Source organism: Dactylosporangium aurantiacum (assembly GCF_000716715.1).
Taxonomy (GTDB): domain Bacteria; phylum Actinomycetota; class Actinomycetes; order Mycobacteriales; family Micromonosporaceae; genus Dactylosporangium; species Dactylosporangium aurantiacum.
Window position 1 is genome coordinate 1 of sequence record NZ_JNYJ01000098.1, and the last position, 11,278, is coordinate 11,278.

The 11,278-nt window shown below is 73.3% G+C and carries 12 protein-coding genes; 5 read left to right on the forward strand and 7 right to left on the reverse strand.

The features are described 5' to 3' along the window. Together OP18_RS62420 and OP18_RS62260 are read left to right on the forward strand one after the other, a co-directional pair. Positions 1 to 136, forward strand: a 136-nt coding sequence (locus OP18_RS62420; RefSeq protein WP_169788997.1) for a hypothetical protein, incomplete at its 5' end; no start/stop codon positions are given. Positions 137 to 219: 83 nt separating this feature from the next. Further along, positions 220 to 342, forward strand: coding sequence for a hypothetical protein (locus OP18_RS62260; protein WP_260709398.1), 123 nt, complete (start codon positions 220 to 222; stop codon positions 340 to 342). A gap of 17 nt (positions 343 to 359) precedes the next feature. Here the strand turns inward: OP18_RS62260 and OP18_RS49820 are convergent, their stop codons facing one another. Then, positions 360 to 1,748, reverse strand: coding sequence for a glucose-6-phosphate dehydrogenase (locus OP18_RS49820; RefSeq protein WP_052388560.1), 1,389 nt, complete (start codon positions 1,746 to 1,748; stop codon positions 360 to 362). A 140-nt stretch (positions 1,749 to 1,888) separates the two neighbouring features. On the opposite strand from OP18_RS49820, the gene OP18_RS49825 reads away from it, so the two are divergent. Next, positions 1,889 to 2,326 (forward strand): TIGR03618 family F420-dependent PPOX class oxidoreductase, encoded by a 438-nt coding sequence (locus tag OP18_RS49825; protein ID WP_033367713.1) that lies wholly within the window; start codon positions 1,889 to 1,891, stop codon positions 2,324 to 2,326. A gap of 75 nt (positions 2,327 to 2,401) precedes the next feature. Here OP18_RS49825 and OP18_RS49830 read toward each other — a convergent pair whose 3' ends face one another. From OP18_RS49830 to OP18_RS60150, 6 genes are all read right to left on the reverse strand, one after another. Further along, positions 2,402 to 3,205, reverse strand: coding sequence for a class I SAM-dependent methyltransferase (locus tag OP18_RS49830; protein WP_052388561.1), 804 nt, complete (start codon positions 3,203 to 3,205; stop codon positions 2,402 to 2,404). Positions 3,206 to 3,599: 394 nt separating this feature from the next. Continuing rightward, complete coding sequence (locus OP18_RS58440) at positions 3,600 to 4,421, reverse strand: nucleotidyltransferase family protein (protein WP_043788513.1); 822 nt, start codon at positions 4,419 to 4,421, stop codon at positions 3,600 to 3,602. Further along, positions 4,390 to 5,679 (reverse strand): MFS transporter, encoded by a 1,290-nt coding sequence (locus OP18_RS49845; RefSeq protein WP_063745801.1) that lies wholly within the window; start codon positions 5,677 to 5,679, stop codon positions 4,390 to 4,392. The genes OP18_RS58440 and OP18_RS49845 overlap by 32 nt, the downstream gene beginning before the upstream one ends. Before the next feature lie 57 nt (positions 5,680 to 5,736). Beyond that, positions 5,737 to 6,525 carry a HEAT repeat domain-containing protein gene (locus tag OP18_RS49850; protein ID WP_033367709.1) on the reverse strand — a complete coding sequence of 263 codons (789 nt, stop codon included), beginning with the start codon at positions 6,523 to 6,525 and terminating at the stop codon, positions 5,737 to 5,739. Positions 6,526 to 6,546: 21 nt separating this feature from the next. After that, positions 6,547 to 7,203 carry a response regulator gene (locus OP18_RS49855; RefSeq protein WP_033367719.1) on the reverse strand — a complete coding sequence of 219 codons (657 nt, stop codon included), beginning with the start codon at positions 7,201 to 7,203 and terminating at the stop codon, positions 6,547 to 6,549. A gap of 10 nt (positions 7,204 to 7,213) precedes the next feature. After that, positions 7,214 to 8,275: a sensor histidine kinase gene (locus OP18_RS60150; protein WP_033367720.1), complete on the reverse strand. Its 1,062-nt coding sequence runs from the start codon at positions 8,273 to 8,275 to the stop codon at positions 7,214 to 7,216. A 78-nt stretch (positions 8,276 to 8,353) separates the two neighbouring features. Between OP18_RS60150 and OP18_RS49865 the strand changes: the two genes are divergently transcribed. Next, positions 8,354 to 9,118 carry an aminotransferase class IV gene (locus OP18_RS49865; protein ID WP_033367710.1) on the forward strand — a complete coding sequence of 255 codons (765 nt, stop codon included), beginning with the start codon at positions 8,354 to 8,356 and terminating at the stop codon, positions 9,116 to 9,118. Positions 9,119 to 9,355: 237 nt separating this feature from the next. After that, positions 9,356 to 11,278 (forward strand): CHAT domain-containing protein (locus tag OP18_RS49870; RefSeq protein WP_156090359.1); only part of this gene is annotated, 1,923 nt, incomplete at its 3' end.

The window sequence follows — 11,278 nt, forward strand, 5'->3', positions numbered from 1 at the left end:
CACCGGATACCAGGCCAAGACCTACAACCTCACCGCCTTCGCCGGCCAGACCGTCACCCTCAAGTTCAACGGCACCGAGGACTCCTCCCTGCAGACCTCGTTCGTCCTGGACGACCTGGCCGTCACGGTCAGCTGAGCCGCACCGCGCGGCGGGCCGGGTTCCTGCGGGAGCCCGGCCCGATTGGTTGGGCCGGGCGGGCGGCGGGTAGCCGCAGTCGCATGCGAATCGGAAATGTCGAGATCCGGCCGTTGGGCGGCGGGCTGGGCTGTCTGCTCATGATCTTGGCGTCGCTGCTGGTGTCCGTCGTGTGTACCGTCGGCGCCAACCTCCTGCTGCGCTGAGCGTCCCTGGTGGACGTTCAGCGCTCGGGGCCGTCGCTACCGGCGGGGTACGTCTGCAGCGGGACCCGGCCGGCGCGCCAGGCGTCCAGGACGGGCCGGATGATGCGCCAGCACTGCACCGCGGTGTCGCCGCGCACGGACAGGGTCGGGTCGCCGGTGAGGACGCCGTCCAGGACCTCGCCGTAGGGCAGCAGGTCACCGGCCCCGAAGTCGGCCCCGAGCGTCGCCGGGTCCAGCCGGCTCGGGTCGCCGGGGCCGTTGAGGTTGAGGTCGAGCCGCAGCCGGTCGGGGCGCAGCCCGATGCGCAGCCGGTCGGGGCGGTCGTGGCCGGTGAAGCCGCCCGGCACCTTCGGCGGCGGCCGGAACGTGACGACGACCTCCTTGCGCGGCCGGCCGAGCGCCTTGCCGGAGCGCAGCAGGAACGGCACGCCCGCCCATCGCCACGTGTCGACGGTCAACACCACCTCAGCGAGGGTCTCGGTGGTGCTGTCCGGCGGGATGCCGGGTTCGCTGCGGTACGCGGGAAACCGCCGCGACCCGATCGTGCCGGCGGTGTACTGGGCGCGGCGGCTGGACCGCACCGGGTCGTCCTGCCAGACCCGGGTCGCGCGCAGCACCAGCGACTTCTGGTCGCGCAGGTCACCGGCGGTCAGCGTGGCCGGCGGCTCCATCGTGAGCAGCGCGAGGACCTGCAGCAGGTGGCTCTGGACCATGTCGACGAGCGCGCCGGCCCGGTCGTAGTACCCGGCCCGCCCCTCCAGGCCCAGGTCCTCGTCGAACACCACCTCGACCCGCTCGACGTGGCCGTTGTGCAGCAGCGGCTCGATGACCCGGTTGGCGAAGCGCAGCCCGAGGATGTTCAACACCGTCGACATGCCGAGGAAGTGGTCGACGCGGAAGATCTGCTGCTCCGGCACGATCCGGTTGAGCAGCGTGTTGAGGTCGGCCGCCGAGCCCTCGTCGGTGCCGAACGGCTTCTCCAGCACCAGCCGCGTGCCGTCCGGCACGTCGATGCCGGTGAGTGCCTGGCAGGCGCGCACCGTGACGGCCGGGGGCAGCGCGAAGTACAGCACCGGTACGCCGTCGCACTCGCCCAGCAGGCGGGTCAGTTCGGCGGGCTCGGTGACGTCGGCCTTGCGGTACCGCGACCGCGCGATCACCTCCGTGACCCGCCGGTCACCGCCGGCACTGCCCGCGACCGCGCCCGTGGCGTGCTCGCGCCACTGCGCGTCGGTCCAGTCGTCGGTGCCGCACCCGATCAGGGTGAGGCCCGCCCCGCCGCCGTGGGCGAGCAGCCCGGCGAGCCCGGGCAGCAGCAGCCGGGCGGTGAGGTCGCCGCCGGCGCCGAGGATGAGCAGGGTCGGCGGCGGGCCGCCGGAGTTCTTGTCGATCGATGCAAGGCTCATGCCTGCGATATGCCCCGTCCCCGGTCCGGCATGCGGCGCCGCGCATGACAGCCCGTCGGGACGGCTCGACACGACACCCCGGCGTCATGACTGGCGGGACGGCACTGCGGCACGACCGGCGGGATAGGCTGGTGGGCGTGATGACGAGCGAGGCGGGCCTGCGGCGGGTGGCTGAGCTCGCCGCCCGCGAGCACTGGCTGGCGGTCCTGGTGACGGTCCGCCCCGACGGCGAGCCGTCGACGTCGGTGGTCAACGCCGGCATCCTGCCGCACCCGGTGACCGGCGAGCAGATGGTCGCGCTCGTCTCCCGCGGCGGCACGGCGAAGCTGCGCAACCTCGCCGCCCGCCCGCGGGCCACCCTCGTCTTCCGGGCCGGCTGGGAATGGATCTCCGTCGCCGGCCCGGCCGAGGTGATCGGCCCCGAGGCGGGCGCGGAGCCGCTGCGCCTGCTGCTGCGCGACGTGTACCACGCCGCCGGCGGCGTCCACCCCGACCTCGACGAGTACGACCGGGTCATGCTCGAGGACCGCCGCGTCGCCGTGCTGGTCCGCCCGGAACGCTTCGCCACCAACCCCTGACCTTCCCGCCGGGGCCGGCGCTGGGTGGTCGCTCCCTCAACGCCGAGGACATCGACGACTTCTTCGCCAAGCGAGTCACCGGACTCGTTGGGCGATCCTCAGCTCCGTCAGGTGGCGCTTGACGATTTGACCCCCGTAGTCCACGTCGATCAGCCGCGCAATGGAGCTCAGCAGAGCGTTGCGCCGCACATCCGGCAACGCACGGTGTCCGGAGTAGGTCAACAGCAGATCCAGGTAGTCAGCTGTCGAGTACGGCAGCTCCCACTCGTATCGACAGAACGTCGCAGGCCCGAACAGCCCCGACGAGGTGAGCTCCCGATCGTCTTCGACGATGTCACGGGCAGTCTCAAGACGCAGGCCCGGCGGGGTCGACGGATCAAAGCGCTGGTAGCACTTCTGGATCTCGACGAAGAATGCCTCGGTCCAGGTGCCGCCAGCGATGTGGTGGGTTCCCACGGTGGCCAGCAGGCCACCGAGACGCAAAGCGTCAGCCGACTTCGACACCCGCACCGCGGGATCGATCCAGTGGAACGCGGTAGCGGAGAACACCACGTCGAACGGTTCACCGGGCAAGGGCCACTCCTCGAACGCCGCCGTAACGACCTCCACCGCGTCGAACGGGGCAAGATTTCGCCGAGCCACTGCCGCCATGTCCGCGCCCAACTCGACAGCCACGATGCGGTAGCCCCGCTCGGCCAACGACACGGTCGCCTGCCCAGTGCCACAGCCGATCTCCAGTACCCTTGCCCCGGGCGCCACCCCGGCCGCAGCGAGATCATCGAACATCTGCACCGGGTATCGCGGGCGGGCACGGTCATACCGAGCGGCGTCCTCGTTGAAGGTCTCCCGCAGCCTCACGTAGTCATTGCCATCGCTCACCAACAGAGAGTACGAGCGCCGCGCCCACGACAGGCACCCAATGCTCGATGCCAGGCACGGCAGGGGGCAGCCGCCCGCCCGCCGGCCGATCGCCGATGGGCGGCTACAGCCGATCCAGGAGGTGTCTCACTTGGTGCCTTTGGTGAGTCGACGGTGGCAGCTGAGGATGGCCGCCCCGGATCACCTGTTGGTCGTCGGCCTTGTCCGCGTGCAGCTGCTCCGGACGGCGGCGGAGATGAGCACCTGCAGCGGTATCCCGCGCCTGTCGCGCAAGACGTGGATCTTCGAGCCCGGCTTGCCGCGATCGATCGGGTTCGGCCGTGATGGAGCTGTTCCCACAACCGGTGCCTGGTATCGGCCACCGGGCGGCCGCCCACACCGTCCGAGAGCGTGCTCAGCCATCAACCACACAGCTCGCGCCGGAGCCGTCGATCAGCGCCACCCTGTCGTGCAGGCCGCGCCGCAGGCTGACCGCGCGCTGGAGGTCCAGGGGTGGGACGCGCACCGACCAGTCCCGCCAGCGCACCGTCTCCAAACGGGCGGCGGCGGCAGGGCCGAAGTCGGTCGGTAACGGCTCGTCGGCCGCCGGGCCCACCCCGCCGACCCACTCCACCCGAGCGCCGGCACCACCGCCCGCCGGCCCCGATTCCCGCCCCGACGCCGACCCGGGCCCCGGCTCCGGCGCGCCGACGAGCACCGACGAGCCCGCCGGGCCCAGCGCACCGAGCGGAACCGCCGCCGCCGGACCGGCGCCGCCGGGTGGCAGCATCGCGCGGCCCCACCACGAGCAGAACCAGTCGGCCGGGGCGACCGGCTCCATCAGCCCGTCGAGCAGCAGCTCACCCACCCGCACCGCGTCGCCGTCGGCCACCACCAGGTCCAGGTCTCCCGGCGAGACCGCGATGCCGCGCACCGCCAGCGCCGCGCTCCCCGTCAGCCACCAGTCGACGCCGGCCGGCTCGAGACGGCGGCACACCTCCTCCAACGCCTCCGCCCACGGCACCGGGTCCAGCCCTGCGACCTGGCGCAGCATCGGCAGGATCAGCCGCTGGAAATTGGCCCAGGCACGGTCCAGGTGCGGCGTGTCGTCCGGGAACCGCTTGCACCAATAGCCGTCCCGCGCACCGAACCCTGCCCTGCCCACCGCCGGCACCAGCTCCGCGGGCACCCGCTGCAGCCTGAACTCACCGCCGTGCCGCGCCACCACCATCTCCACGCCCCGATCCCACCACAGAGGTATGACAAAACCTCACGACCGCGGCGAGCACACCCAGCGCGACGGTCGCCGCGGCGCACGCGAGCAGCGTCCGGCGGGCGCCGAGCGTCCCGACCAGCGGCCCGCCGAGCATGGTGCCGAGCGGGACGGCGAGCACCAGGACCGAGCCGTTCGCGGCGAGCACCGCCGGCAGGTCGGCGGCCGGCGTGCCGCGCTGGAACAGTGCCATCGACGTCGCCATGTACGGCGCCCAGATCGCCCCCGCGAGCGCGAAGCTGGCCGCCGCCAGCGGTGCCGGCACGCCGAGGCCGAGCGGGAGCATGGCCACGCCGAACGCCACCACGATGCCGGTCGTCGTCGGCCACAGTGACCAGCGGCTCAGGTAGCCGGCGGCGAGCCCGCCGAGCATGGCGCCGGCGCCGAACGCGGTGTAGAAGACCCCCAGGACCGTCGCGGAGGCGTGCAGGTCGCCGGCCACGTGCACGGGCATGGCGACGTAGAACGGCCCGAACAGGAAGAAGAACGCGAACGACAGCCCCAGCAGCCCGAGCAGCGTCCGGTCGGCGCGGATCGCGGCGAACCCAGGCGTGGCCGGCGACGGCGCCGTCGCCGCACCAACAGGCACGCCAACAGGCACGCCAGCAGGCACAACCGCAGGCACGGCGAGGCGGTACGTCAGGGCGAGCACGGCGAAGCTCGCCGCGTCCACGGCGATCACCGTCGCCGGGGACGTCCACCCGATGAGCAGCCCGGCCAGCGGCGGCCCGGCGACGGTGGCGACGTTGCCGATCGTCGTCATCACCGCGTTCGCCGGCAGGTGGTGTACGGGTGGCAGCAGCTCGGCGATCAGCGTGTAGTGCCCGGCCGACCCCCACGTGGCCAGCAGCGACGAGACGGCCAGCAGCGTCACGTACACGCCGAGGGAGAGACCGCCGAGCGCGTGGGTCACGGCGATCGCGCCGAGGCCACCGGCGCGCAGCAGCGCGTTCCAGCCGGCGAGCTGGGCGCCGCGGCGACCGCGCAGGAACCGGCCGAACAGCACCCCACCGGCCGCGCTCGGCAGCGAGTACGCGGCGACCGCGACCGCGACCCAGGTGCCGCGGTGCGCGTCCGGGGCCAGTTGCAGCGCGAGCCAGGTGACGGCGACGAGGGACATGCCGTCGCCGAGGGCCGAGACCATCAGCCCGGGCAGGACCCGGCCGAGCTGCGGGTGGCTGACGACGGGCCAGTACGGCGAGGAGCGGACACCGGTGCGCATCCGCCTACCTGATCGCGGCCGGCGGCGGCGATCAAGGGTCGTTCACCGTCGGCGGATTCAGCCGGCGGCGGAGCGGGCGGCGATCGCCGCCTGGATGCGGCGCAGGGTCCGCAGGGCCTTCTTGGCGGCGACGTCGACCCGGCCGTCGAAGACGGTGGCGGCGTGGTCAGTGGCCATGAGCCGCTCCAGGATCGGGGCGGCCCGCTCGTCGCCGGTGGAGCCGAGCGCGACCGCCGCCCAGTACCGCTGGTTCGGGTCGGGGCTCGCAGCCGCCTGCTCCAGCCGGGGCAGGACCTCGGGGGTGAAACGGGCGAGGTTGCTGGCGACGTACCCGATGCGGGGGAAGCGGCGGTGCTCGAGCTCCTGCCACAGGGCGTCGAGGGCCTCGGGCCCGCCGATGTCGGCGAGGGCGTCGGCGGCATGCTGGCGGGTGTACTCCTGCGGGTCGCCCAGCAGCGGGGCGAGCGCCGGGACCACGCCGGCGTCGCCGAGCCGGCCGAGGGCGCGCACGGCCTGCTCACGCACGTTCCAGTCGTGGTCGTCGAGGAGGTCGAGCAGGGCGGGCACGGCCTCGGTGAAGCCGCCCGCGGCGCAGCCCATCGCCGCCCACGCCTGGCAGTTGTACCGGGTGTCGGTGAGCGCGGCGAGCAGCGGCCCGCGCAGCGAGTCATCGACGAACACGTCCGCCCGGTTCAGCGCCCTGGTGAACAGGGAACGGTGGTGGTCGCGGTAGTCCCGCACGACGGCGCGGACCGCCTCGGCGGCGGAGTCGTCGTCGGGTGCCCGGTCCAGGAGCTCGTACAGCAGCTCCTCCCGTGCCTCGAGCGTGCCGGAGCGCAGATCCACCGGGCCAACGGTACACATGGGTCAGTTCGGGCCCGCGGGGCGGACCAGGCCGGACTCGTACGCGACGACGACCGCCTGCACGCGGTCGCGCAGGCCGAGCTTGGCCAGGACGCTGGAGACGTGCGTCTTGACGGTGTGTTCGGAGACGAACAGCTCGGCGGCGATCTCCGCGTTGGACAGGCCCCGCGCGACCTGCCGCAGGGTGTCCACCTCGCGCGGGGTGAGGGCGGACAGCATCGGTGCCGGCGGCGCCGGCGTACGGTGGCGCAACACGTCGGCGATGAGACGGCGGGTGACGGTCGGGGCGAGCAGCGACTCACCCGCGGCCACGGTCCGCACCGCGGCGACCAGCTCGGTGCGGTGCATGTCCTTGAGCAGGAAGCCGGACGCGCCGGCGCGCAGCGCGTCGTACACGTACTCGTCGAGGTCGAACGTGGTGAGGACCAGCACGCGGGCGGCGGTCGCGGCGCAGATCTCCCGGGTGGCGCCGATGCCGTCGAGGTTGGGCATCCGCACGTCCATGAGCACGACGTCGGGGTGGTGGGCGCGGGCGGCGGCGACGGCCTGCACCCCGTCGGCGGCCTCCGCGACGACGGTCATGTCGGGCTGCGAGGACAGGATCATGCACAGGCCGTCACGGACGAGGGCCTGGTCGTCGGCGACCACGACGTTCAGCACGGCGGACAACCTACCGGGCCGGCAGCAGCGCGGAGACCTCGAACCCGGGGCCCTGCTCCGGCGGCCCGGTCCGCAGCGTCCCACCGGCCGCCGCGACCCGCTCCGCCATGCCGGCCAGCCCGTGCCCGCCGGATCCCGGCACGCCGCCGCGCCCGTCGTCACGCACGAGCACCCGCAGCGACGGTCCTTCCGCCGCCAGTACCACGGCGACATGACGCGCACCGGCGTGCTTGACGGCGTTCGTCAGCGCCTCCTGCACCACCCGGAACGCGGCGGCGCCGACCTCGGCCGCCACCGGCGGGACGGCGGCGCGGGTCAGCGTCACGTCCAGGCCGGTCCGCCGGGCCCGCTCCACCAGCGACGCGACGGCGTCCAGGCCCGGCGGCTCCGGCCGCTGGTCACGCAGCACGCCGAGCGCGTGGCGCAGCTGGACGAGAGCCTCCCGGCCGGTGTCGGCGATCGCGTCGAACGCGGCCTCGGCCCGGCCGGCGTCGGTGCGCACCACGGACGCGCCGCCCTCCGCCTGCACGACCATCAGCCCGACGGAGTGCGCCAGCACGTCGTGCATGTCCCGGGCGATCCTGGCCCGCTCGGCGGCGGCCGCGGCCTCGTGGCCCTCGGTGAGGCGGCGGGTACGCTCCTCCAGGTAGGCGATCCGGTCGCGACGGGCCCGCACCCCGGTGCCGAGCGCGTACGCGGTCACGAACATCATGCCGACGTACCCCAGCGACGGCGGGCTCTGCTGCGGCACCAGCAGCGACACGCAGACCCCGACGGCCGTGCCGACCGCCGCGAACAGCCGCCAGCGCGACGTGGTCAGCTCCGCCCAGGTGTACGTGGCGACGAGCTGGCCGTACGGCATGTCGAACAACCGGTCCTGCACCGACAGCCAGGTGGTGCCGACACCGCACGCGAGCGCGACGAGGATCGGGGCCCGCCGGCGCCACAGCAAGGGCACGGACGCCAGCAGCGACAGCGCCACGTCGGCGGACGAGCCCCACTTGAGCGCCGGGTACACCGTCGCGGCGGTGACCGCCACGGTGATCAGGATGTCGACGGCCCGGATGCGCATGGCGGCCATTCTCGCCGCCGGGGCCCGGTCGCCGCCTCCGTCGTAGGAGCGGTTTCCGGCGGACTATGGTGACCGACCATGAACGGGCTCATCCGGCTGGAGGTCGACGGCCACCCGCCGACCGCTGAGCAGCTGTACCACCCGGCGCTGGTCAACTACGGCCACCTCACCGCCCTGCAGGTCCGCTCCGGCCGCGTACAGGGCCTGAACCTGCACCTGAGCCGCCTGGCGGCGCAGTCTCTGGCCCTGTTCGACACGCCCCTGGACCCTGCTCATTCCCGGGCCCTGCTGCGCCACGCGGTGCGGGACGTGCCCGACGCCGCCGTGCGGGTCAACGTCTACCAGCCGTCGCCGGGCGGCCCCCTGTCGGTGCTCGTCGCGGTCCGGCCGCCGGCGTACCCGTCACCGTCGCCGCTGCGGCTGATGTCGGTGCCGTACCAGCGCCCGGTCGCGCACATCAAGCACCTCGGCGGCTTCGGCCAGATCTACTGGGGCCGCGCCGCCGTCGAGCACGGCTTCGACGACGCCCTGCTCACCACCCCGGCCGGCGAGATCACCGAGGCGGCGGTGCACAACATCGCCTTCTTCGACGGCGCTCACGTGGTCTGGCCCGACGCGCCCTGCCTGCCCGGCATCGCGATGCAGCTCCTGGAGCCGCTCCTGCCCTCCCGCCGCGCGGTCGTCACCCTCTCCGACCTGGCCCGGTACCGCGCCGCGTTCGTCACGAACTCGATCGGCGTCGTCCCGGTCACGGCCATCGACGAGCACGGCTTCACCGTCGACGAACCGCTGATGACCCAGGTGACGTCGGCGCTGGCCACGGTGCCGTGGGACGACCTCTGACCCGGGCGATCCCGACTGGTTGATCGTCGTCGCTGGATGCCGACTGGTTGACCGGGTCTGCCCGTTCGAGGGTTGATCCGCACGGTGTTCCTCCGGTTACGTTCGGTCTTTGCGGCTGTCTCGGACCGGGGGTGTGTGGTGGGTCTGGTGTTGCGGGCGGTCGATGTGGTTCGGGGTGCCCGCTGGCGGTGGCTGCTGACCGATGCGTCGTCCGGTGCCGCGCTGGCGGATCACACGGTGGATTTCGAGGCGCTCGCTGGTGATCGGGAGGCGGAGGCGTTCCGGGATCTGTACCGGTTCCTGCGGTGGAACGCGGTGCCGGACCGTCGGGTCGAGTCGGAGGCGGAGTGGGTCGACCGCCTCGGCCGGTGGGTCGGCGAGCGAATTCTCGGTGCTTCGGTGGGTGCGGCGATCGCCGCGGCGGCGCCGGTGACGGTGCGGGTGCAGGTCCCGGATGCGGTGGGGTTCCTGCTGTACGCGCCGCTGGAGTTGGCGCATGTCGGTGGGGTACCGCTGGCTCGTCGGGGTGATGTGAGTCTGGTGTTCGACATCGGCTCGCCGCCGGCGCCGTCCGGGGATGCCCGGGCGGACCGGTTGCGGATGTTGGCGGTGTTCAGCCTGCCGACGCAGAGTTCGGCGCTCGCGTTGCGGCGGGAGCGGTACGAGCTGGCCAGGCAGGTGCGGGCGTTGGCGGCGCGGGCCCGGCGGATGATCGAGCTGGAGGTGCTGCAGTACGGGGTGACCCGCCAGTCGCTCGGCGAGCGTGTCGAGGCCGGCGGTGGCCCGGACGTGTTGCACCTGTCCGGGCATGGTGGCAATGGCGTGATCCTGCTGGAGGCGGAGGACGGCAGCGCGGACACGGTCGAGGCCGCGGATCTGGTGCGGCTGCTGCGCCCGGCCCGGGGCCGGCTGCGGCTGGCGGTGCTGTCGGCGTGCCAGTCCGCGGCCGCGACGACGGCGGAGACGCTGCGCTGGCTGCGGCTGGACGACGCCGCCGACGCGGCGCAGGAGGTCGCCGACGCCGAGCTGACCGCTGCGGACCAGCCGGAGACGGTGACGGGTCTGGCCCGCCTCGTCGCCGACCAGGTGGGGTGCGCCGTGGTCGCTATGCGCTACCCGGTCGTCGACGACTTCGCGATCGCGTTGACGTCGGCGCTGTACGAGGGACTGTTCAGGCTGAACCTGCCGGTGGATGCCGCGCTGCGGCGGGCGGTACCGGCAGCGGCTGGGGAGCGGCCGTCGCCGTCGCGGCCGGCGTTGTCGATTGCGACGCCGACGCTGTTCGGTCCGGCGGCCGGGATGCTGCTGACCCCGCCGAGCGGACGCCCGCTGATCGATCCGGCGGCGGCGCGGATGGCCGCGTTCCCGCCGGAGCCGGAGCGGTTCGTCGGTCGCACCGCCGTGATGATCCGCGCCAGCCAGGCCTTGGCCTCCGGCAGCGGCCGTGGTGGGGTGCTGTTGCACGGCATGGCCGGGGCTGGGAAGACGGCGTGTGCGTTGGAGTTGGCGTACCGGCATCAGGACCGGTTCGACCAGCCGGTGTGGTGGCAGGCTCCGCTGCGGGAGGAGGAGTGGCCCACCGCGCTGACCGGCCTCGCCAGAGCGTTAGAGGTCCAACTGGAGGACCGGGGTTTCGCCATGGTCGACAAGATCGGCACGGCAGAGGGGCTGCGCCGGTTCCTGCCTCGGCTGGCGGCGCTGCTGCGGGACAACGGTCTGCTCATCGTGTTGGACAATCTGGAGAATCTGCTCACCGCGGACGGTAGGTGGCGGGACCCGCGCTGGGCCGACCTCGTCGCCGCCCTGGTCGGGCATGGTGGCGAGTCCCGGGTGGTCCTCACCAGCCGGACCCGGCCGGCCGGGTTGCCGGCCGGGGTGCTGGTGGAGGCGGTGCACGCCCTGTCGCGGGATGAGGGCGTGTTGCTGGCCCGGGAGCTGCCGAACCTGCGGCGGCTACTGCACGCCGAACCCGGCCCCGAACGCGCCACCGCGATCGAGACGGACCGAGCCAGAGTGCGGCGGGTGCTGCACCTCGTCCAAGGCCACCCGAAACTGTTGGAGCTGGCCGACCGGGCCGCCGCGGACGACGCCACCCTGACCCGGCACCTCGACGCCGTCGAACACGCCACCAGCGGCGACCAGACCCTGACAGCGTTCTTC

Bases quoted from the DNA above. Each gene is read 5' to 3' on its own strand.
- OP18_RS62260 (WP_260709398.1), top strand. From the start codon at position 220: ATGCGAATCGGAAATGTCGAGATCCGGCCGTTGGGCGGCGGGCTGGGC.
- OP18_RS49820 (WP_052388560.1), bottom strand. From the start codon at position 1,748: ATGAGCCTTGCATCGATCGACAAGAACTCCGGCGGCCCGCCGCCGACC.
- OP18_RS49825 (WP_033367713.1), top strand. From the start codon at position 1,889: ATGACGAGCGAGGCGGGCCTGCGGCGGGTGGCTGAGCTCGCCGCCCGC.
- OP18_RS49845 (WP_063745801.1), bottom strand. From the start codon at position 5,679: ATGCGCACCGGTGTCCGCTCCTCGCCGTACTGGCCCGTCGTCAGCCAC.
- OP18_RS60150 (WP_033367720.1), bottom strand. From the start codon at position 8,275: ATGCGCATCCGGGCCGTCGACATCCTGATCACCGTGGCGGTCACCGCC.
- OP18_RS49865 (WP_033367710.1), top strand. From the start codon at position 8,354: ATGAACGGGCTCATCCGGCTGGAGGTCGACGGCCACCCGCCGACCGCT.